The organism is Mucilaginibacter sp. NFX135 (genome assembly GCF_048565145.1).
Taxonomy (GTDB): domain Bacteria; phylum Bacteroidota; class Bacteroidia; order Sphingobacteriales; family Sphingobacteriaceae; genus Mucilaginibacter.
The window spans coordinates 23,882-45,223 of sequence record NZ_CP183412.1; the positions used below are offsets into that span (position 1 = coordinate 23,882).

19 protein-coding genes are annotated in these 21,342 nt (G+C 44.1%); 7 read left to right on the forward strand and 12 right to left on the reverse strand.

The window, feature by feature from the left end; genetic code table 11:
• Positions 1–192: 192 nt before the first annotated feature.
• From creD to ACNURT_RS00155, 5 genes are all read right to left on the reverse strand, one after another.
• Positions 193–1,545 (reverse strand): cell envelope integrity protein CreD, encoded by a 1,353-nt coding sequence (creD, locus tag ACNURT_RS00135; protein ID WP_419700019.1) that lies wholly within the window; start codon positions 1,543–1,545, stop codon positions 193–195.
• Between the two features lie 155 nt (positions 1,546–1,700).
• Positions 1,701–2,282: a TetR/AcrR family transcriptional regulator gene (locus ACNURT_RS00140; protein WP_370998534.1), complete on the reverse strand. Its 582-nt coding sequence runs from the start codon at positions 2,280–2,282 to the stop codon at positions 1,701–1,703.
• Between the two features lie 8 nt (positions 2,283–2,290).
• Positions 2,291–2,704 carry a hypothetical protein gene (locus tag ACNURT_RS00145; RefSeq protein WP_419700020.1) on the reverse strand — a complete coding sequence of 138 codons (414 nt, stop codon included), beginning with the start codon at positions 2,702–2,704 and terminating at the stop codon, positions 2,291–2,293.
• A complete protein-coding gene (gene pheS, locus ACNURT_RS00150) occupies positions 2,701–3,735 on the reverse strand; it encodes a phenylalanine--tRNA ligase subunit alpha (RefSeq protein WP_419700021.1) in 1,035 nt (344 codons plus the stop codon). The genes ACNURT_RS00145 and pheS overlap by 4 nt, the downstream gene beginning before the upstream one ends.
• A gap of 437 nt (positions 3,736–4,172) precedes the next feature.
• On the reverse strand, positions 4,173–6,734 hold the full coding sequence (locus tag ACNURT_RS00155) for a galactose oxidase (RefSeq protein WP_419700022.1): 2,562 nt from the start codon (positions 6,732–6,734) through the stop codon (positions 4,173–4,175).
• 406 nt (positions 6,735–7,140) lie between these two features.
• Between ACNURT_RS00155 and ACNURT_RS00160 the strand changes: the two genes are divergently transcribed.
• From ACNURT_RS00160 to ACNURT_RS00170, 3 genes are all read left to right on the forward strand, one after another.
• Positions 7,141–8,028, forward strand: coding sequence for an oxidoreductase (locus tag ACNURT_RS00160; protein ID WP_419700023.1), 888 nt, complete (start codon positions 7,141–7,143; stop codon positions 8,026–8,028).
• Positions 8,029–8,107: 79 nt separating this feature from the next.
• Positions 8,108–8,914 carry a helix-turn-helix domain-containing protein gene (locus ACNURT_RS00165; protein WP_419700024.1) on the forward strand — a complete coding sequence of 269 codons (807 nt, stop codon included), beginning with the start codon at positions 8,108–8,110 and terminating at the stop codon, positions 8,912–8,914.
• Positions 8,915–9,386: 472 nt separating this feature from the next.
• Positions 9,387–9,797: a DUF1348 family protein gene (locus ACNURT_RS00170; RefSeq protein ID WP_419700025.1), complete on the forward strand. Its 411-nt coding sequence runs from the start codon at positions 9,387–9,389 to the stop codon at positions 9,795–9,797.
• A gap of 15 nt (positions 9,798–9,812) precedes the next feature.
• On the opposite strand, the gene ACNURT_RS00175 is transcribed toward ACNURT_RS00170, so the two are convergent.
• Positions 9,813–10,088, reverse strand: coding sequence for a hypothetical protein (locus tag ACNURT_RS00175; RefSeq protein WP_419700026.1), 276 nt, complete (start codon positions 10,086–10,088; stop codon positions 9,813–9,815).
• An 18-nt stretch (positions 10,089–10,106) separates the two neighbouring features.
• Positions 10,107–10,277: a hypothetical protein gene (locus ACNURT_RS00180; protein WP_419700027.1), complete on the reverse strand. Its 171-nt coding sequence runs from the start codon at positions 10,275–10,277 to the stop codon at positions 10,107–10,109.
• Positions 10,278–10,427: 150 nt separating this feature from the next.
• On the opposite strand from ACNURT_RS00180, the gene ACNURT_RS00185 reads away from it, so the two are divergent.
• The gene (locus tag ACNURT_RS00185) at positions 10,428–11,828 is read left to right on the forward strand and encodes a serine hydrolase (protein ID WP_419700028.1); all 1,401 of its coding nucleotides are present in this window, start codon (positions 10,428–10,430) and stop codon (positions 11,826–11,828) included.
• Here ACNURT_RS00185 and ACNURT_RS00190 read toward each other — a convergent pair.
• Both ACNURT_RS00190 and ACNURT_RS00195 read right to left on the reverse strand, forming a co-directional pair.
• On the reverse strand, positions 11,817–12,506 hold the full coding sequence (locus tag ACNURT_RS00190; RefSeq protein WP_419700029.1) for an ArsR/SmtB family transcription factor: 690 nt from the start codon (positions 12,504–12,506) through the stop codon (positions 11,817–11,819). The two genes, ACNURT_RS00185 and ACNURT_RS00190, sit on opposite strands and share 12 nt — an antisense overlap.
• Before the next feature lie 10 nt (positions 12,507–12,516).
• Positions 12,517–12,987 (reverse strand): DinB family protein, encoded by a 471-nt coding sequence (locus ACNURT_RS00195; RefSeq protein WP_419700030.1) that lies wholly within the window; start codon positions 12,985–12,987, stop codon positions 12,517–12,519.
• Between the two features lie 296 nt (positions 12,988–13,283).
• On the opposite strand from ACNURT_RS00195, the gene ACNURT_RS00200 reads away from it, so the two are divergent.
• The 3 genes from ACNURT_RS00200 (at position 13,284) to ACNURT_RS00210 (ending at position 15,972) form a co-directional block, all read left to right on the forward strand.
• Positions 13,284–14,576 carry a serine hydrolase domain-containing protein gene (locus ACNURT_RS00200; protein WP_419700031.1) on the forward strand — a complete coding sequence of 431 codons (1,293 nt, stop codon included), beginning with the start codon at positions 13,284–13,286 and terminating at the stop codon, positions 14,574–14,576.
• A 24-nt stretch (positions 14,577–14,600) separates the two neighbouring features.
• Positions 14,601–15,494: a helix-turn-helix domain-containing protein gene (locus ACNURT_RS00205; RefSeq protein ID WP_419700032.1), complete on the forward strand. Its 894-nt coding sequence runs from the start codon at positions 14,601–14,603 to the stop codon at positions 15,492–15,494.
• A gap of 67 nt (positions 15,495–15,561) precedes the next feature.
• Positions 15,562–15,972 (forward strand): ester cyclase, encoded by a 411-nt coding sequence (locus ACNURT_RS00210; RefSeq protein ID WP_419700033.1) that lies wholly within the window; start codon positions 15,562–15,564, stop codon positions 15,970–15,972.
• 379 nt (positions 15,973–16,351) lie between these two features.
• On the opposite strand, the gene ACNURT_RS00215 is transcribed toward ACNURT_RS00210, so the two are convergent.
• The 3 genes from ACNURT_RS00215 to ACNURT_RS00225 all read right to left on the reverse strand — a co-directional run bounded on the left by ACNURT_RS00215 (position 16,352) and on the right by ACNURT_RS00225 (position 21,276).
• Positions 16,352–17,524, reverse strand: coding sequence for a glycoside hydrolase family 130 protein (locus ACNURT_RS00215; protein ID WP_419700034.1), 1,173 nt, complete (start codon positions 17,522–17,524; stop codon positions 16,352–16,354).
• A gap of 309 nt (positions 17,525–17,833) precedes the next feature.
• Positions 17,834–19,168 carry a vanadium-dependent haloperoxidase gene (locus ACNURT_RS00220; RefSeq protein WP_419700035.1) on the reverse strand — a complete coding sequence of 445 codons (1,335 nt, stop codon included), beginning with the start codon at positions 19,166–19,168 and terminating at the stop codon, positions 17,834–17,836.
• Positions 19,169–19,242: 74 nt separating this feature from the next.
• Positions 19,243–21,276, reverse strand: a complete 2,034-nt coding sequence (locus ACNURT_RS00225) for a glycosyl hydrolase family 95 catalytic domain-containing protein (protein WP_419700036.1) — start codon at positions 21,274–21,276, stop codon at positions 19,243–19,245.
• Between the last annotated feature and the right edge of the window lie 66 nt (positions 21,277–21,342).

A 21,342-nucleotide genomic window follows, 5' to 3' on the forward strand; every position in this document is an offset into this window, starting at 1 on the left:
TAGGATACAAAATCATCGGTATCCATATCGGCTATATCAAATTGCTCATCAATCATGTCTGAAAATTCTGTTAGCTCGGGACTCATGATAAAATATTTGTTATGCTAACATAGTAAATATTATACTAAAAACCAAATTGGTATACGGTATTTTATAAAAAAGGGACAGATTTTTTACCATCCCCTTTTATAATTAATGCTTATCCCAGTTTATTTTACGCGAGAAGTACATCAATATGGCCACTACCATAAATAAAGCGATACTGCCAATGATGAGGGCGAAATCTTCCAGTTGGATGATCACAAAAATGAACGCGTAAAAAACTGACAGGATAAAGGCAAATAACAAGGCCGCCATTTTATTTTTTAACAAGGATGCGATAAACACCGACACCAATGCTATGGTTGAAACCGAGGCAATGAGATAGGCGTAATTATAACCCACCTGCTCCGAAAAAGAAAGCAGCAGGGAATAATAAATGATCATGGCTATGCCAATGAGTACATAATTAAATATATGGATCCTTTGCTTGCGGATCACCTCGGTTAAAAACAGTGATATGAATGTTAACGCAATGATAAGCAGCGCATACTTGCTGGTGCGCATTGTTTTTTGATACTGATCAACCGGCAGGCGCAATTTTATACCAAATGTAGCATCGGTAAGCTTTTTATCGTTGCTGAGGAGCCTGTCATTGTCTATCCATTGTTGTGGAAAAGGGCGGTTATAATACAACATGCGCCAACGGGCCTTAAAGCCATCTTTGTTTACGGTGCGTTCGTCGGGCAGGTAGCGGCCATCAAAGCTGGGGCTGCTCCAGGTTCCGCTTGCTTCCACATCGGTAGTTTTACCCAGGTGCAAAAAGCTTAAGTTCTGACTTCCTTTCAAGTCCAGGGCGTATTCAAAAGGTACATTCCCATCTTTAGCGCCTGAAATATCCACAGCTACCTGTAAGCCCCCGCCAAATACCGATGCGTTATCAAATACAGGTTCGGTGGTTAGTGTTTGATCATTGGCTTTGATCACCGGGTTGTTTTTCAGGCCTTTCAGATCACTGATACTAAATACGATCCGGGCCTTATTCAGCAAAAGCTGATCGGAAGTCAGGGATAGGCTACCCAGATCGGCTTTGGAGAAATTGCCTGATATCTTTACCTGCGAATTATAAACAGCCACATCAAATATGCCCCGGTGCAGAATCTGAGTGCTTAACCCGGCTTTAATATGCAGATTATCAGGCAAAATGTATAAATTCCCGGTATGCTCTCTGATAACTTCCTTGTTTAATGCATCCGTTTCTTTAATCTGTTGTTTGTAAGGGATGATCAACACAGGACCTTTGATCACCTGGCTGCCCGACCATTTGTCGGATACATCGCGCATCATTTCATCCTGCCGGCTGGCTCGTTCATCAATCAGGTTATTAACCAGCGATGATGGTACCAACAATACCAGGATCAGCGTACAAATAAAGAGCAATTTAATGGTTATCGACTCCTTGAGCCCGTCCATTATTCCTTGTTTTGGTGATTCGTTTTCGGTCATGTTATTTTTATTATAAAGTACTTTGCAATTCAAAGCATCACGATCAAAAAGAAGGCCCTGAGAGCCTTATCGCATTTTCTATTAATATAATAGTACTTTGAAACTCAAAGTAACAAAGAAGAATTAAACAATCCAAATAATTTCTTTTAAAAAAATTAAACCGAAATTGCCGCCTTCACCAGGTAAGGAAGGATCTCCTTTTGAAAAGAAACAAAATTCTTGCGTACGTCTGAGTCGCTTACCGAAGTGAAAGCAAAGCTAAACACAATGCTCTTACTGCATTTTATTAAAAAGCGCAGCCTTTGCTGGTAGGTTTCGTGCTTACGGATGCCGGGTAATTGTATAAACGAGGCCATCAGCAAATCCTCCAGTTCGTTGGAAAGATTCTTCAAAAAATCCTGTGAATTGGTCGACTCCCTGATAAAATCCCAGCCGATGAATTCATTACATATGGTGTATGATAACCGGCAGGTTTTCATGATGAGATTGTTCAAATACTCTTCCTCGTCAATATCAGGGGCATTGTGCTGTATCAAGTCGTCAACACTGGCTTTGATGTAATCCATCAGCAGTACATGTAAAACGGCCTCTTTACTATCAAAATATTTGTAAATAGTAGCCTTGGCAATTTTAGCCTTTTTGGCTATCTCGTTAACACTGGTTTTATGGTAACCGAATTTGCGGAATAACTCCTGTGCCGCCCTCTTTATACTATCTTTTATTTTATCGGCTTCCATTTATTAATTTAATTGACAACTTGGATTGTGAACTGGGTTTGAACAACCTCATAGGACCTAAGGGAGTGTGTCGCTGGCGCTTTTACTGGAGAGCCATCTTCTAAAGAAAATTTTGATCCGCTACATGGATCAATCAGCGTAAGACCACTATCATCTACATTAACTGCGCACTTTTTTTCGGGCTGATAACTACTACACCGGTCATAAGCAATATACCTTCCTTGAATATTCTTATAGATTACTAAACCTGCAACACCATAGCCACTAATAAACTGAGGTGGGCCCCCATTGCTAAGCTTATTTAATGGGGGTGAAAATAACTGACCAGTATAATTTATTGGCACACTGGGCACAACACTACCTCCCTTGCCGCATGAAAATAAACAAATACCTGTTAGCATGACCAGTATAAACTTTTTCATAGTATTTCGGTTTGAAACTGTTTTAAAAAGCGCACATCGTTTTCAGAAAATAAACGCAGGTCGCGGATAACATATTTCAGGTTGGCTATCCTTTCCATACCCATACCAAAGGCAAAGCCGGTATACTTTTTACTGTCGATACCGCAGTTTTCCAGCACGTTAGGATCAACCATGCCGCAGCCTAATATCTCAACCCAACCACTGTATTTACACATATTGCAACCCGACCCGCCGCAAATGGTACAGGATACATCCATCTCGGCCGATGGTTCGGTGAACGGGAAATACGACGGACGGAAACGCACTTCGGTACCCTCACCGTATAATTCCTGCACAAAGTGATACAGCGTTTGTTTCAAATCGGCAAAGGATACATTCTCATCTACATACAAACCTTCAATCTGGTGAAAAAAGCAATGCGCACGGGCCGATATAGCCTCATTTCGGTAAACCCTGCCCGGCATAATAGCCCTGAACGGTGGTTTACCATGCTCCATCATCCGTACCTGAACCGATGAGGTATGGGTACGCAAAGCGATATCATCCTTACCACTGTTCTTTTTGATAAAGAAAGTATCCTGCATATCACGCGCGGGGTGCTCTTCGGGGAAGTTTAACGCCGAAAAGTTATGCCAGTCGTCCTCAATTTCCGGTCCTTCGGCAACCACAAAGCCCAGGCGTTTAAATATATCGATGATCTCATTACGTACCAGTGAAAGCGGATGGCGTGAGCCAACAGCAAAATCTTCACCAGGCAAGGTGAGGTCAAGTCCTAAGTCCTGAGTTTTAAGTCCGGAGTCAAAACTTTCCTTTAGTTCATTGTATTTGGTTTCGGCCAGTTGTTTAAACTGGTTAAGTACTTTACCAAAAACGCGTTTTTCTTCGGGGCCAACGGCTTTAAATTGCTCAAAAAGGTCTTTTATAATTCCCTTGGTACCTAAAAATTTGATACGAAATGTTTCCAGTTCATCGGCATTAGCCGGCGAAAAAGCATTTATTTCGGCTGTATACTGGTCAATTTGAGCTTGCATTATTCTGGTGTTATTAAAAAATTACTGGCGGTAAGCCAACTTCCTGATATCGCCTGCGGTGTAAACCGGTTGGGCATCTGACGCCAACAAGTGTGCAAATATAAAAAAACGCCTCTAATGTGTTTAGCGATTGCAGGAATATATAGCATCAGGCGCGTGCAGGTAACGCCATTATTACCCAGCTTTAACAAAGGCACGCATTATATAAAACCTTTTTAAAGCTTTATTTTAACATTTTTTGCTTAAAAGCGCAGGTTGTGCGAACGAAGTAGGGCAAAATAATTGCAACTTGTGCTTCTGTCCGGCATCAGCAAAAACTTACTATGCCCTCTGCAGCCGCACAAGCCAACATGGTTCTGCCCGTTTTCATCCAAAGCTTATGCTGATGGGAAACAAAATTCAGTAATTCACTAAATCGCTAATTCAATAATTAAGCCCTACTCCAATATCGAATGAAAATCACGTTCAAAACCTTCGCCATAGATCACTTTGTACTCTTTGCTGAAATTCTCGAAAGTATTTTTAGCCAGCGAATGTTTGCCCAGATACGAGAGGGCCTTGCATTTCAGTATCATAGCGTCTTCGTTTACCGGGTCGAAGTAAAAAATATCATTGGCCAGTTTGATCAGGAACTCGGCATCGTCGGCAATCTCAACCGATCCGGCAAACTGGATATAGGAATCGATGATCTCGTTGGATACTTCAGATTTAAAGGCATCGAGCCATTCGTACTCGATGTTTGATAAAAAGTTGCCGCGCTGGGTGATGTGTGTAAGCTGGATGATCTTTTGTTTGTTGAGCTTACTTTTGTTAGATACAATGTTGAGATAGTTATGATAATCAACCATGATCTGGTTATAATCGATCTCAATTTTCCAGTAACCGGTATCTTTCGACAGGTGGCAATTTCCCATTTTATCCAACAGGGGTTTGAGCTTGGCTATATTAACCGAGCGGTTGTTGCGGGCGCTTTTTTCTGATTTATCAAACCACAATATCTCGTTCAGCTTTTCGGAACTTACCCCCCTGCCCAGTTTCACCGAGTACAATAAAATCACCAGGAACAGCTCTTTAAGCAGTGGTGTAAAATATTTGGTGATCTCGTGGCCATCTGGTGTAAACAATTGCAAATCGCCAAATAAAAATATGGCGTTCTTGTTATTATTCACCCGGTTGTCATGATCGGGTTCAATGGGTAGTCCGGTCTGCTCGGTATTATGGGGCAGAGGTTCCGTAACAGCTTTTGTTACTAATGGCGGCGGCTGTACTTTGCTTTTCCTGCGATAAACAATTACCACGACCGCTACACACAGGCCTGCCACAAACAGGCCGCCGATCCATAAAATATAGTTATTGCCGGCTTCGCTGAGTGCAGGGCTATCTAATGGCTCGGGCGGACTCAGCAACGAGTACACCTTAATTCTGGTTTGCTCTTTATCCTTAAAAAGGGTAACCGTTAAAAATTTATTGCTGTGCGGACAGTAGTAAATATCGGCATAAGCACGGGCGTCATGAAATAAATAGGGAATGGTATCGCCCACCAGTTGGTAAGTGGGTTTATCCAGCGATCCTTTAATTAACTGCAGGTTGGAGTTAAACTTATGCTGCGGAAATATCAACCCGTAATACGTTTTGCTTTTATTGTTAATGATGAGCGAATTGGCAAATACAAAGTCCTCGTTTTTAACATTAATACTGAATAATTTCTTAAACGTTTTAGTCGCGGGGATAAAACGCATCACATCATACAAGTTACGTGGATTTACAATCTGCTGGCCTGATGCACTGCCATAACCGCCTATCACATACACGGTATCGCCTGCCGCGCTGGCCCCTAATCCAGCCATGTAGCGGGGCGTAAATACATCACCGTTAGTTTTTATCTCCTGCCAGGCGCCGGTGTTTACGTTATATCGTTTCACACTGTCTTTATAAACCAGCTGCCCGTAACCGCCAATCGTGTATACCGATGTATCTGCCTTACAGAAAAACTTATTCAAGTGCCCGGTATTGGTTTCCTGGGGCATATTTTTAAAGCTTTTATCCCACTGCCGGTCGCGGATATTATAAGTGGCGATAACTTTTTGGTCGATAAAAAGATAATATAGCTTACCATTATTAAACAGGGCCTGATCGCCGGGGATAAGTTGTTGCCTGCCGGTTTTGTAAACTTCGCTCTTTAAAGGACTGATTTTGTTGACCGAATAAGAAAGCAATGAGTCGGCTGTGATCATGTAAATCGTTTCGGTGGCCGGGTCAAAAGCCAGGCTGGCATCACCGGCAATACTAAACTCTTTTTCCATTTGCCAGTTACGGTGACGCGCCTTGATCCATAGTGGATTGCTGACTGTGCCATTATTCTGATTTACGGTTTCGCGCACTATATCGCCCTGCCATTCGTTCAGCGGCCACCAGGATAGCAGCTTATCCTGCTGCGCTACCTTTACATCGCGCAGCTTAAACGGCGGCAGATCGGTGGTTTGATATTGCCGGTAGGCATTGGCCCCGAACAATAATTTATAGTTCGCGCTTTGCTTTAAGTGTACCCCTACCTCGCTGTAAGAAGCTTTGCCGGCAGATACGGTAAGCTTGTTGTTCTTAAAATCGATAAAAATTTTGAGTTTGCTCCAGTTATCAAACAGCTGCTTATCATCAATATTGAATGATATTTTGGAAAGCTTTTCGCCAATGATGATCTTGAAATGTTTGGTATTATACTGGTTATCATATACCAGGTCGATGTTTTGCTTATCGTCGCCCACCAACCGGAGCATATAGCCAAAGTATATTTGCCGGTTAGGAATGAACGATAGATCAAAGGATACCTCGAGATTATCTTTTGCCGCAACATTGCTGATGCCCAGGTTTAAGATGGTGCGTTTATCCTGTACTACCTCATGACTATAAAAACCAAGCCCGTATGATTGCGCATGAACAGGCGGTATCCATAGTATATTTAAAAAAATAACCGAAATTATTCCTGAAACAAAAAATCTCATGTTGATCAGTACTTACTATTAGGATTTAAGTACCCGTATTGTATTTATAATCTGGCCAAAAAACATCACCTATTTAGCTGGCGGCAATGGCTAAATTACAATAAAAACAGTTCACATTCAAAGTGCAATGTGATTATATCAGGAAGGATACGGGAGCTGGTTCACCGGTCGTTGCTTCGCTTATTATATTTGTAACACTCAACAGAGTGAAGCATCTGTTATACCTCCACGGTCGCTCGCCTCCAGCTGAGTAACGATTATTGCAGCGGACAACAGTCTTTGTTCCCTAATCCAAAAATCCTTGCTCCTTTCCCATGAACGTTTCAACAAAGCAACTTGAACGTTTCAACAAAGCTCCCCCTTGAAATACTGCCGACCTTTGTTATACAAATTAAAGTAAAAGACAATGACAAAGATTTGGTTTATAACAGGCAGCTCCCGCGGATTGGGGCGCAGCCTAACAGAAGCAGTGCTGGCCAAAGGCGATAAAGTAGCCGCTACAGCACGCAAACCCGAACAATTAAAAGATCTGGCCGACAAATATCCAGGGCAGCTATTGCCGGTACAACTGGATGTAACCAACAAGGCGCAGATCATTGCGGCTGTAGCAGGCACCATCGCGCATTTTGGCCGTATAGATGTGCTGGTGAACAATGCCGGTTTTGGCATCATTGGCGCCGCCGAAGCTTTTACGGATGAGCAGGTACGCAGCCAGCTGGAAACCAACCTGTACGCGCCTATCGAGATTACCCGTGTGGTATTGCCATATATGCGCAAACACCGTTCAGGCCGAATTTTACAGATCAGTTCGGTTGGCGGCCGTGTAGGTAATGCCGGACTAAGTATGTACCAGGCTGCCAAATTTGGCCTGGGCGGTTTCAGCGAAGCGTTATCCAAAGAGGTAGCCGATCTGGGCATCCATGTAACCAGTGTGGAACCAGGCGGCTTCCGTACCGATTGGGCCGGCGACTCCATGAGCTATGCCGAGCCTGTTGAGGGTTATGAATCAACTGTTGGTGCCCGTGTAGATTATTTCAAAAGCGGTAAATTTGTACCTGTAGGAGACCCGGATAAAGCCGCTAAAGTAATGGTTGAACTGGTTGATCATCCCGAGCCGCCAACCCACCTGGTATTGGGCAGTGAAGCTATTGCCTTATTAAAAAATGCCGACAGCCTGCGCGCCGCCGAAATGGAAAAATGGATGCCGGTAAGCCTATCCACAGATCACAACGAGGCGGAGAACTTTCTGGAATCAGAAATGGGTAAAAATCTAATCAACCGTAAGGGTAATTAACCGTTATACAGCTTATCCCCAAACAGGATCATCTGCCAATTGCGGATGGTCCTGTTTTAATTTTTTAAATTTGATCAATATGCTTAAAGAGAACGAGCTTAGTGCGCAATCAGAGATCCATTACTCCTGCTACTATACCAGGAGCCGCGGCGGCGAACAGTTTATTCCGGAGCATGCCTTCAGCTTCCAGATCTCGGGCGATCTTACACTTACTGGTACGGATAAAGTATACCACTCCGGTCCCGGCGATTTCAGGCTGAGCCGCAGGAACCAGCTGGTTAAATTCCTGAAACAGCCACCACCCGGCGGTGAATTTAAATCGGTTTCGGTATTCCTGGATCAGCAAACGCTCCGTAATTTTAGTATGGAGTACGGCTACACGGCACAAAAACAATATGAGGGCGACAGCATCATCATTCTAAAACCCAACCCGCTTTATAAAAGCTTTATGGATTCGCTGCAACCCTATGAGCATTTGCAGCAACCGATGGATAAAAACCTGCTGTCGCTCAAATTGCGTGAAGCTATCCTGATACTATTACAGGGTAACCCCGAGCTCAAAGATGTGCTGTTTGATTTTAGCGAACCCGGCAAAATCGATCTGGAAGGTTTTATGAACAAAAACTTTCATTTCAATGTACAGCTCAAAAGATTCGCTTATTTAACCGGCCGCAGCCTGGCTACTTTTAAGCGCGATTTTGAAAAGATATTTCATATTACGCCCAGCCGTTGGTTACAGCAAAAAAGGTTGCAGGAGGCTCACTATCAGATCAAGGAACAGGGCAAAGCACCATCCGATGTTTACCTGGAACTGGGCTTTGAGGATCTGTCACATTTCTCCTACGCCTTTAAGAAAACTTTCGGCGTAGCGCCATCAAGGGTTTGAGATAGTTTCTACTTGTGCTCATTTGTAATCACAAGTGTTGGGAAGAATTAAAAAAGCGGGAGGCAGTGCGATTCCCCTCTTGAGAGTAATAGCCCATGAAAAGGCGGAGTTTAAACTTACAAGGTTAAAAACAAGTCGCATAGCCAACTCACCCGGTCTACGCTTCGCTGGACCACCCTCTCTGCGGCTTTGCCGCAAAGAGGGTAAAGAAAAAAAGAATTAAAAATCCCCTCTATTCGCGAAGCGGAGAGAGGGGTGACGAGCGCAGCGACGTCGGGGTGAGTCGATAGATGCTTAATTTTCACTTATGCCTTTTCATGGGCTATTACTCTCAAGAGGGGCGCTTAATAGGCACTATATAACATCAGTGGCACAAATGAGCGCAAGGTTTTATATTTTCCATCATCTGCACCACACAATCAGTAAATGATACCATAAGGATTGCTATTACCCTGACTATATTTGTAGCATCATGGAACAAAAACTACCATTACCGCCATTCACCTTTGAAACGGCCACCCAAAAAGTACAGCTGGCAGAAGATGCCTGGAACAGTCAGGATCCTGAACGGGTATCCTTAGCTTACACCATCGACAGCGAATGGCGCAACCGTTCCCAGTTTATCAATGGCCGGGCCGAGATCGTACAATTCCTCACAGCCAAATGGCAAAAAGAGCTCGACTATAAACTAAAAAAGGAGCTTTGGGCATTTACCGGCAACCGGATAGCCGTACGCTTTGAATATGAGTATCACGATGCCGCCGGGCAATGGTACCGCGCCTACGGTAACGAGAACTGGGAATTTAATGAGCATGGCCTGATGCAAAAAAGATACGCCAGTATCAACGATGTGCTTATTAACGAAGAGGATCGCCGGCTGTAACCTGCTGGTTAGGGGCTAATTAATTAATGTAGGGGCTTTCACAATCTGGCATATCATATTGATGATAGCCGTGGGGCCTTTGCCTCTTTTGGCCATCTTTTTAAACTTTTCCCAGGCCTCTTCTATATCAATAGTGCTTTCGGGTTTTACCAGCTCGCAGATCTCCCATACCAGTTTAAACTGTGTAAAATATTTTAAATTCTGCTTACTGGCGGCTATCCATTTGTCAATCGTTTCTATCTCGGTCAGCCTGGCTTCGCCCAGCATATATTTGGTTAATAACCTGTCCATCGTGTTCATATCGGCAAATTATAAGCTGCTGGTTACGTACCAGATGATCATGGGCAAATCGTCAACCAGTTTAAAATGAAGTGCCTTTAAGGCCTTGTCTATATGGTCTTCAATTATTTTCATTGGGTTATTACTTTCATACTTTAATCCAGCAAAACTATCTGGCGTGCAATGGCTTATATCATTCATAGTTTCTATTGATGCTTATTTCCACTAAAACACTTTCAGGACAATTTACCCCTACCTGGATATAAAATTTATTTGATCTGAACCCGATCACCTGTAACGAATTTGAAATCGCGGCGTCTTTTAATTAGTTCCCGTACTAATCCTCATTACATGAAAAAGATAAGCTGTGCTGTTATTTTACTCCTGGCTTCCATCCATGCATTTTCACAGGAGAAAAAAATAAGATCTTTCGCCGCTGAATACGGCATTCAAGGCTTACAACTGGTTTATGTGAAGGGCAATAAGACCCAGGTCTATAACATCGGTACAGTAAGCAAAGGTTCTGATAAAAAAGTAGGCGCGAATACCGTTTTTGAGGCTGCCTCATTAAGTAAATGTGTGTTCGCCTACACGGTAATGCGCTTGTACGACAGAGGCATCATTAGCCTGGATACGCCGCTGTTACATTATACGGGCATCTATGAACGATTTGATCCTAAAGATGCCCGGTACGCCAAAATAACCGCGAGGATGGTATTAAGGCATACCACAGGTTTCCCCAACTGGGGCGACGACAAAGGCGCCCGGCTATTATTTACCCCCGATAGTTGTTTCTCCTACTCTGGCGAAGGGTATGTGTTTTTACAAAAAGCGGTTGAAAAACTAACGCGGAAATCACTGAACGACCTGGCGCAGGGAGAAGTGTTTACCCCTTTTAAAATGACCAGCAGCAGTTATGTGTGGGAAAGTAAATTTGATACTGTATCTGCATTTGGCAACAGCCCGGAAGCTATCAACCGGCATAAAAATGCCAACGCGGCTTATAGCCTGCTCACCACCGCCCATGATTATACGCTCTTTTTACAGGCTTTATTAGCCGGGCAGGGATTAAAACCGGCTACCCGCCAGCTGATGTTTGAAAAATCAAGTTCGGGAGCGCGCTTTGATCATCCCATCATCGAAGCAAACCAGCATATTGACTGGGGACTTGGTGTAGGCTTACAACAAAATGAACTGGGAAAATCAATCTGGCATTGGGGCGACAACGGTAACTTTAAAGGTTTTTTTATCGCTTTTCCAGATCGGCAGGAGATCCTGGTATATTTTACCCATAATCCGTACGGCTTAAATATCACCGCCGATATATTGAATACATTTTTTGGCAAGCAAACCTGGTGGCAGGCCCAATGGCTCGATTATGGATTTAAATCGCCCAAAGCAATTAAAGCTTTGCGCGCCAAACTGGCCAAACGTGGCTACAGTCACGCTATTGAAATAGTAGAAAAAGAAAAGAAGAACAATCCTGCCTATCAACTGCCCGAAGACGATTTAAACAGCCTGGGGTATATACTGATGTCTGATAACAAACAGCGGGAAGCGGCAGAAGTATTTAAACTCAATGTTAGTTTGTATCCAAACAGTGCCAATACTTACGACAGCCTGGCCGAAGCATATGAAGCTTTGGACGAACGGGAACTCGCCGTTAAAAATTACAAACATTCATTGGAGCTCAACCCTAAAAATAACAATGCGGCGGAGCATATCAAGAAATTAAGCTTATTACCCCTTTAAATCAATGTTCAATCGTTGCTTCAGTTCAAACTCTCCTTTGGAGGTGATGAGGAGGCTTCTTTTTTGATAAACTTTCCGGAACCAGCCCTCTTTTAGGAAATATTGCAGCATGGCAGCACCGAGACCACCCGCCAGGTGCGGGGTTTTCTCTGTCCAGTCGATGCATTTCAAAGCGAGCGGTCTTTTGGCAAGGGTTAGCTGTGGGATGTCTATCTCCAACTCTTTAAACCAGCTGAGGCCCTGCGGAGTAACGCTGAATTGTTTGAGATGATCCGGGTGATCGGTGATCAATCCCTTCCTCAGCAGCGCTTCGGTTACCTGTACTCCCGCCAGTCCGGCCAGGTGATCGTAACAACTGCGTGCCGCACGTACTTCCCGTTGGGCATGGTTAAGTTCTTTGGACGCCGAAAAAACATTACTAAGCGTTTCAACAGCTACCGCAATCTCGGAATTAGCGTATACAAAGTATTTATGTTTTCCTTGCTTCTGCACCTTCAATATCCCCGCCTCTACCAGCTTTTTGAGATGGCTGCTGGCCGACTGCGGCGTAATGTTTGCCGCAATGGCCAAATCGCCTGCAGATACCGGTTTGCCATCAAACAGCTCCCATATCATGGCGGCGCGGGCCGGTTCGCCAAACAAAGCCGCCGCTTGTTTAAAACTACTCAGGTTACTCATCTTTTACTAGTTAATCCCAAATTTGGGGACGGTCAATATTCATTGTTCTCAGGTAGGATAGCAACTGCCCGGTATGTATAGCTTCGTGATAGGCTATTCTTTGTAAATAGTTGCCCAGCTTACGCCTCAGGTTGGCTTTAGATCTTACAATCTCTATCTCCTCCAATTGTTTTTCCGAAAACCCGCTGATCACTTCTATAAAAGCTGCATGATGAGGCGCTGCAAACGCAATTTCCTCCTCAATGCTCATATATGGTTTATCCTGCCATGGTGTAATGAATGCTCCCGGATCTCCCCGGTTAATAACGATCTGCTGATAAATATACTGGCTTTCGATGACATGGCGGATAGTTTCTATGCAGCTCATTGCTCCGGCATCGGGCCTCCAATCATATTTATCCTGGGGTATGCCGAGCCATACTTTGATACTCCGGCGTCTTATTTCATTAAAATTTAAACAAATAATTTTCTGGCTATTCATATTGCATTATTATTTAATGCAAAAATACAAGGGCTGAATAGCTTACACTTCGGATTGGATTTAACTGTACGAAAAAAGCAGGCAGCCCACCCTTTAGGGGCCGGGCTGCCTGCAACACACAAATTAAAAAATTAAACCTTTGTATATACAACACGAGAAAGTGCTTTTACCCTTATTATGGGCTGAAAATTATTTGATATGACATTTAACATCTGGCTTGTTAATCATACCGAAAAAACCTATTTTGGATTGTACCTTTAGTGTGATCTATTGCATCATACAGTAACATATCCCACATGAAACGACTTGCTTCTTTATCGGTCTTGCTGTTTATTAGTCTCACAACTTTCAGTCAATCCGTAAACCGCGCCCAGTTAGACAGTTTCTTTAATGCGCTGGATACACATCACCTGGCTATTGGTAGCATAATGATCACTTCTGCCGGGAAATCGGTGTATCAACGTTCCTTTGGGAAAGATCAGACCGACCAAGCCGAATACCGCATCGGCTCTATTACGAAAGTATTCACTGCGGTAATGATCTATCAATTAATTGAGGCGAAAAAGCTAACCCTTGATACTAAACTCGCTGCTTATTATCCCGAGTTACCCAATGCAGAGAAAATCACGATTGCCGAGTTATTAGGCCATCGGAGCGGGTTGGCCAATTTTACCAATAATACCGGCTTTGACAATTGGAAAGAGCAACCTAAAACGCATGATGAATTGCTGGCCTTCATTAAAAATCAAAAGCCCGATTTTGAACCGGGCGCCAAAGCCGACTATAACAATTCCAATTACCTGCTCCTGGGCTATATTATGGAGAAGATCTATCAAAAGCCTTATAAAGATATAATCACCGAAAGGATCATCAGAAAGCTATCGCTTAACCAGACCTATTATGGGGTAAAGCCGGGTTTCCAACCGGGCGAAGCCATTTCTTATAAATATTTTAATAACGAATGGAAACCCGATAAGGCGGTGTACCTGGATAATTTTGGCGGAGCCGGAGCCATCATTTCCACCCCGGCAGATCTGTGTAAATTTATCAATGCCCTTTTTGCCTATAAGCTCATTGGCCAGCAAAGTGTTGACCGCATGAAGACCATAGTGGATGGCTACGGCATGGGTATGTTTCCTTACGGGGACAAACAGCATCAGGGTTTTGGGCATAACGGAAAAACGGAAGGCTTCGGATCATCTATGCAATATTACCCGGAGAACAAACTGGCTATAACCTATTGCACCAGCGGCGAGGTTTATCCCAAGAGTAATATCCTGGACCATGTATTTAAAAGCTGTTTTAATCTTCCAGACACGATCCCGGATTTTAAGATCAGGCACTTAAATATAAAACTGTTGAAAACCTATACGGGCACTTATAGTGGCAATTCGGGCTTGGAAGTAACCAATACACTTGATGATGGGCAATTAGTACTATCGCTTAAAGGACAACCGTTTAAACTGGATGCTATCTCTGAGCAGGAGTTTTGGAACGCTCCTTTTGGCTTCTTCTTTTATTTTGACCAGGACGGAAAGCAACTATTTGTTGAGGATGCAGGTACAGTATATGAATTGCATAAAAAGTAAGTTTGCTGTTCCATTTCAAGCATTATGACACTATCCGCAAAAGATCATATTATACCGCAATACTCCTTTCAGGAAATGTTTCCGGCGGGTAATGGCATGTTGGAGCTGATTGAAGCCAAAGGTCAGTTCAATAAGCACAGGGCGATGTTCCTGGTGCCGCACCGGCGCGATTATTACCAATTGGGCCTGGTTGATGAAGGTGATGGACGGCATTGGGTCGATTCTGCCTTGTATCAGCTTAATCCCAATTGTTTCTATTTTTCTACACCTCAGCAGGTTCATATTAAGGAGCAGGCCAAACCCTTTATGGGTGTAAACATTTGCTTTACCCGCGAATTTATTGAGCTGGAAAATAACCGGGTATTCAGGGATTTGCCTATCATCACCAATCCGCAAAACGGTCATGAGCTGAAACTACAACCTGCCGACCGTGATTTTATACGCCGTATAATAGGTCTTATGCTGGATGAACAACATCAGCACCAAAGCTGGAAGAATGCCGCTTTACAAGCTTACCTCCATAACCTGCTCATTTATCTTAGTCGGCTTTATGAGCAGCAGTTTATCGTCTCAGAACAAAATTCCGACAGACAATTACTTCACCGTTTTACCACCTTGATAGCGGAGCATTACCTGCAGTTGCATGAAGTAGCTGCTTATGCCCAATTGCTGCATATTTCAACAGGGCATTTAACCGCCATTGTGAAAGCCCAAAGCGGCAAAACGCCCATTCGGCATATCCATGAGCGACTGGTGGTCGAAGCCAAACGTTTGCTTTTTCATACTGGGCACTCTGTAAAAGAAATTGCCTTTGAGTTGGGCTTTGAGGATGATGCCTACTTTAACCGTTTCTTTAAGCGTCTGGAAAATTCAACCCCTACGGAATACCGCAGATCCATCGTTGAAATTTACCGTTAATGCATGGTTTTGTACCATATCCTTTAAACCTTGCAGGATAATTTTGCCGCTACATAAAGATAAAAACATGACAGAACAGGAATTAAATAAAGCTGTAGTAACCCGCTTTAACCAGGAGGTTTTAGAACAAGGCGATTTTACTACTTACCAGGAAATTGTAAGCCGGGATTTTATTAATCATACTGCTCCTGCCGGTACAGACAATGGTTTCCAGGCCACTTTTGATTTTATAGAACAAGTAGTTAGAAAGGCATTTCCGGATCTCCGCATAGAGATCAAAAACATGGTAGCCGAAGGCAATAAGGTATTTACCCACAAACTATTGCATGGCACACATATCGGTGAATTTATGGGAATAAAAGGCAGTGACAAACAAGTGGTGATACCTACTATGGATATTATTTATTTAAAAGACGGCATCTATACCGACCATTGGGCTATCAGGGATATACAGGATGTGCTGAAGAAGGCGAATTAGGTTTTAACAGATGTTGTGCCGGAGCCAGTCGAAGCATGGTGAGTAGGCCGCTTTTTAGGTTGTCATCCTGAAGAACGAAGGATCTTCTTCAATATGCGTGTCGCAGATCCGCTCTTGGCCGCTGGAAGGCCAGTTACTTTCCTTGATGTCATTTCGATAGAACAGGGAAGGCATGAGCGTTGTGCGAAAGAGAAATTATTTCTTGAACGAAGTGAAAAATCTTATACACGACACAAAGCTTTAATTGCAAATTGTACAAGATTTCTCCTCGTTCCTCGAAATGACAACGGGTTATGTCTTCCCAACACTTGTAGTTATAAACGAGCACAAGATTAATTCAGAAAAAACTCAATAATTCAATAAATCACTAACTCAATAATTATTTAACGGCACTTGTGGCCACGGCTATTTTTGAATCGGCGGTGCCATAATACAGGTACCAATGATTGTCGAATATAGCCAAACCCTCTACAAAACAAACTTGGTTTACCTGACCCGAGCGTTCATATGGCTTTTCGGGTTTCATAAAATAATGATCCAGGCGTTTGATGAGTTTAGTAGGATCGTTCTTATCAAACAAAGCCTGCGAAGCTGCATAAGTACCTTCGGCCAGTGTTTTATCACCGAAGGATGGCACGTTCCGGCTGTTGTAGATCAATACAATACCCCTATCCGTCAGAATAGCCGGAGGACCGGATTCCACCAAATCACTGTCGAACTTGCCTTCGCGCGTGGGCAGGGTTATTTTTAGTTCGGGCATGTTAAGGGCCTGCGATCGTAATTTTACGGGAGGCTTTTCGCCGGCCTGCATTTTTACCGGCGTCCAGTTGATCAGATCTGTTGAAGTAGCCGCCCAGATCTGGGTATCGCCCCAATACATCCAGTACTTGCCATTAATTTTGGTGGCGATCACCTTGCCGCTTTTTTTATAAGTAGATACGATAGAACCCGATTTACTCCATTTACCGGCATACTTACCGCTATCGGCTTTGGCAAACACGCTGCCATGTTTTTTCCAGTTGATGAGATCTGTTGAGGTAGCTATGAGCAGGCGGGCTGTGGTGCCGTCAAAAGCAGTATAGGTCATGTAATAAGTGCCGCGCCCATCTTCTACCACCCGCGGATCTTCGCAGCCACCCTGCCATTCCAGTTTTTGGTAATCGTCTTTATCAGGATATAATACCGGTGTTGGCTTGCGCACAAAATGTGTGGCGTCGGTACTCACTGCCAGGCCTATACGCGATGTACCCGCTGGTTTGCCGGTGCTGTCCTGCGCCCGGTAAAGCATCCAGATCTTGCCGCCACGATTCACGATGGCCGGATTAAACACATCTTTCGATTCCCACAAAACTTTCGTTTTTAATATCGGATCGATAAAGTTACCCCTGCCCGGACCTAAAACCGGGTTAACACTATCCAATTTGGTGAAAGGTAAAATAGCCCAGTTATTGGTTGTATCAACCTTAACCGCGACTTTCTTTTGATTGCTTTGGCAACCGGTAACCGTTAAGGCAGCAGCGATAAACAAAGGAATAATAGAACTTAGTTTCATAGATGATATTATTTATAATCATTTATGCGGTCGCTCGGCTCTCCCTGCAAATATTGAAAATGTCATTTCGAACGAGGAGAAATCTTCTGCAACGTGCTATTGTAGCTTGTTTGATGCAGAAGATTTCTCTTTCGCCCCAACGCTTCCTCCGCCTCTGCTCTATCGAAATGACATCTTTTATATAATTTTAATCTTCTTAACATTTGCGGCTGGAGCCGAGCGACTGCGTGATAATCAGAAGTCAAGATAACAAACAAAAAACCTAATCATAAAGTTCTTGGTTTGAATTATTTGTCTTAATTCTTGACTCTAATCTCTTGATTCTTTCTTCATTATCAGCTTTATCGCTACTGAATCGCCAACTACTTTACCATATTGATTAGATACGATACAGGAATTATGAAAATGGATACCGCCATAAAACCGGGCCCAAACGTTTTCATTCGCTGCATCACGGAATGATTTGTAAGAGCGGCTTTTGATACCAAATTCCAGTTCGGAGGTATCGGTATAAGCCACGTTATCGCCCAGCGCACTGGTCAGCGCTTCGGCAGCGGCAGCAGATATGGTACAATGTCCGCAGGTATATTCGGGGAAAGGCGGTGTTTGCAAGTGTGGCCGCCATTCATGATCGATGTATTTGTTGATCACCGTTTCGGGGCGAGCCGTAGCGTAGATGTATTTGGCTGTCCATGATTCTATAAAAGCATCAAACAGCGCGATGGCGGTTTTGGCATAAGCATACACGGTGGTATTAAAATCGGCCTTGACCTGTTTAGCACCGATACCTACAATACTGAGCCAATGCCCCGGCGGCGAAAATTTCTTGGTCACAAACATCAGGTGTCCGCTTACATTGAGCTTACCGGGATTATCGTCCCAAAAATCAGCCATGTGCACCTGGTCGTGAGTCAGACTGTCGCCCGCATGTTTGATGTACATAACCTCCTGATAGTATTTGCTGTTTTTGTCGGTCACGTTAAACGGTGGAGGCGGGGGTACGCTGTATTCTTTGGCATTGTGCATTACCATGGTACGGATCTCGCTCCAGTGCGGTTCAACGGCTTCACCGTACAAAGGAGGCGTAGGTGTCCACCGGCCGGGTATATTGTTGATGGCAAATTTAGGGGCGCTGCGGGTTTTCAGGTAATTATCCTTTTTGCTCCAGGCCATAACAGAGCCTGCCACCGCTTTTGCGAAAGCCTCGGAATTGTTTACTACCTCTGGTGGCATCCCATGCAGTACCGCCATATTGTGCAGGCTATCGGTATAATATTTTAAACTCCCTTCAGGAAAAGTAACGGCCTCGCCTACTTTGCAAAAGGCCAGCAGGGCGGCGTACTCAAAATCAATAGTTTGGCTTACCGGTGGTTTAGCTACGGTTTGCAGGCCGTTCAGTTGTCCGGCCAGTGAACGGTATTGTTTAGGGTTACCAGCTGCAACCACCTCATAAGCAGCCACGGTAGCATAGGCATAATTACGTGAGGCTACCACCGGCGTAAAGTTATTACCCATCACCACCCGGTTGAGCTCATGCACCGTTCGACTAAACAATGCCGGATCATGTAAAACGGCCTTGTAATCTGATCTTTTGCAGGAGGTGAGTAACAGCGTAGCGGCTATAAAAATCAATAATGGTTTCATTCGTTAATTATTGAATTAATGATTTAGTGAATTAGTGATTTTCTCCTTTATGAGCATCAACTTGGTTCCATCTATCACTTTACAACATACGTTTTTTTATCGATACCCACACCGGTTATGGTTAACGATTTCCAGTTTTTGGGTAGTTTACTTTTGATCTGCACAATACCTTCGGGTGTAATATCCAGGCCGCCAAAACCCATCAGTAAACTTTGAATAATACCTCCGGCCCCGGTCGCGAAATACGGATTGGTACCGCCCTTTGTTTCGGCAATAACCCGGAACGGTGGTAGCAGGTTGGGCTCATAAGCATCTTTAAAAAAATGATAAGCCTTATCTCCGTTGCCCAAACGTGCATACAGTAAAGTAAATATACCTTGTGTCATGGCGGGTGTACCTTCGTTTGGCACACGGGTTTCGTAATACTCCAGGTCTTTTTTGATCTGCGCCGGGTCGGTTATAGTTTTCAGCGGATAGGCCAGCAGGTTTACATCGGCCTGCTTAATGCCTTCGCCCTTGTAGCTGGCAAACTCTTTGGTAACACCATCCGGGAATTGCAGGATCGGAATATTTTGTTCTACCTGCTGCCAATCCGGATCGGCAGTGATGCCCAGTATTTTGGCTGCGGTTGTTGCTGCCTGCAGATTGGCCCTGGCAGCAGCATTGGTGTAAGCGTTGTTATCCACATTTTCGGCCCATTCATCGGCGGCTACTACATCTTTAATATCATAGTGCCCCTCGCCGTTACGCTCTACGCGGCTCGCCCAGAAGTCGGCTGTTGCCGACAGGATCGGCCATCCTTTTTCCTGCAGCCATTGTTTATCCTGGGTAACACAATAGTAATTCCAGGCAGCCAGGGCTACATCGGCGGTAATATGATGTTCAAACGGGCCGCTTAGTGCCCAAACGGGGGTTTCCTCTACGCCGCTGTCGGCACTTTCCCAGGGGAACATCGCGCCCTTGTAACCATGCGAAAAGGCATTTTGTTTTGCGGCTGATAATCGCTGAAAACGATACTCGACCAGTGACTTGGCAATATCCGGGTGCATTACCAGCAATGCCGGATACATCCACAGATCGGCATCCCAAAAAACGTGACCATTATAGCCTAAGCCAGACAGTCCCATAGGCGATGGTGAGTAAGCCGTACCAGCACGCGAAAACGAATACAAATGATACAACATGCTATGCACATCCTGCTGTGCCTGCGCGTCGCCTTCAATTTTGATGTCACTTTTCCAGAGCTCGTCCCAGGCTTGCTCATGATATTTGATCAGGCGATCCCGGCCTTCCAGCTTGGCAAACATGGTGAGTCGCTCGGCCTGGTTCAAGGGGTCGGCATCATGTGCTGATGTGATGGAAGAACCAGTCAGGGCGTACTGATAGGTTTGCCCTGCGGCAATACTCTTGCTAAACTTCATCAGGTGCATATTGTTATCCCACATCTCGTGGATCACCCTTGGTTCCTGGCCATGCTGCTCATTAAACAAAAATGTATTAGAGGCGCAAAGCTGTAATTTACCTGTCGGACTTTTAGCGGTTGATGTGAGCAGACTGATGGTTACATGCGGCCTGTCTATCTCGTTATAATAGTTTTGCACATCCTTCAAGGCATCTGGCGCTTCCATCACGCTGGCAGCAGTGATATTGATAGCCTTTTTAGCCGTAATGCTGATATCCATTAATACGGTAAACGGAAGTTGCCTTAGGGAGTAATAGGTGTATTTAACAGAAGCAACATCGCCATAATCAAAAGTGGTAGTGAAAGCCGCGTGCTGCATATCCAGTTCCTGTTTAAAATTGCTGATGTTTTTAACATCAATGCGTTTACCATTTATTTCCAGGTAACTGTTCAACAGGTTAAAGCTGTTCAGGAAATTACTTACCCTTCCACGACCGTACAAGTCATACGCCCCCGCAAGTACCACATTTTTCACCTTAAATGGCTCGGGCGATGATACTATACCAATCATGCCATTAGCCACCGTAATACCATAATAGTTGGTGGGGTCTATCTTATCGGCTTTTATTTTCCAGGCATCCTGGGCTTTTGCCACCACACCTAAACAACAAAAGCCTACCAGCAGTAATATATATATTCTGTTCATATCAATTAATTAAACCGAGTTTTACTGATCGACTCTGAGAGAGTAATAATCCTTCAAGAGACTACA

Coding starts and splice junctions, on each gene's coding strand:
- creD (WP_419700019.1), bottom strand. CDS start 1,545: ATGACCGAAAACGAATCACCAAAACAAGGAATAATGGACGGGCTCAAG.
- ACNURT_RS00140 (WP_370998534.1), bottom strand. CDS start 2,282: ATGGAAGCCGATAAAATAAAAGATAGTATAAAGAGGGCGGCACAGGAG.
- ACNURT_RS00145 (WP_419700020.1), bottom strand. CDS start 2,704: ATGAAAAAGTTTATACTGGTCATGCTAACAGGTATTTGTTTATTTTCA.
- pheS (WP_419700021.1), bottom strand. CDS start 3,735: ATGCAAGCTCAAATTGACCAGTATACAGCCGAAATAAATGCTTTTTCG.
- ACNURT_RS00155 (WP_419700022.1), bottom strand. CDS start 6,734: ATGAGATTTTTTGTTTCAGGAATAATTTCGGTTATTTTTTTAAATATA.
- ACNURT_RS00160 (WP_419700023.1), top strand. CDS start 7,141: ATGACAAAGATTTGGTTTATAACAGGCAGCTCCCGCGGATTGGGGCGC.
- ACNURT_RS00165 (WP_419700024.1), top strand. CDS start 8,108: ATGCTTAAAGAGAACGAGCTTAGTGCGCAATCAGAGATCCATTACTCC.
- ACNURT_RS00170 (WP_419700025.1), top strand. CDS start 9,387: ATGGAACAAAAACTACCATTACCGCCATTCACCTTTGAAACGGCCACC.
- ACNURT_RS00175 (WP_419700026.1), bottom strand. CDS start 10,088: ATGGACAGGTTATTAACCAAATATATGCTGGGCGAAGCCAGGCTGACC.
- ACNURT_RS00180 (WP_419700027.1), bottom strand. CDS start 10,277: ATGAATGATATAAGCCATTGCACGCCAGATAGTTTTGCTGGATTAAAG.
- ACNURT_RS00185 (WP_419700028.1), top strand. CDS start 10,428: ATGAAAAAGATAAGCTGTGCTGTTATTTTACTCCTGGCTTCCATCCAT.
- ACNURT_RS00190 (WP_419700029.1), bottom strand. CDS start 12,506: ATGAGTAACCTGAGTAGTTTTAAACAAGCGGCGGCTTTGTTTGGCGAA.
- ACNURT_RS00195 (WP_419700030.1), bottom strand. CDS start 12,987: ATGAATAGCCAGAAAATTATTTGTTTAAATTTTAATGAAATAAGACGC.
- ACNURT_RS00200 (WP_419700031.1), top strand. CDS start 13,284: ATGAAACGACTTGCTTCTTTATCGGTCTTGCTGTTTATTAGTCTCACA.
- ACNURT_RS00205 (WP_419700032.1), top strand. CDS start 14,601: ATGACACTATCCGCAAAAGATCATATTATACCGCAATACTCCTTTCAG.
- ACNURT_RS00210 (WP_419700033.1), top strand. CDS start 15,562: ATGACAGAACAGGAATTAAATAAAGCTGTAGTAACCCGCTTTAACCAG.
- ACNURT_RS00215 (WP_419700034.1), bottom strand. CDS start 17,524: ATGAAACTAAGTTCTATTATTCCTTTGTTTATCGCTGCTGCCTTAACG.
- ACNURT_RS00220 (WP_419700035.1), bottom strand. CDS start 19,168: ATGAAACCATTATTGATTTTTATAGCCGCTACGCTGTTACTCACCTCC.
- ACNURT_RS00225 (WP_419700036.1), bottom strand. CDS start 21,276: ATGAACAGAATATATATATTACTGCTGGTAGGCTTTTGTTGTTTAGGT.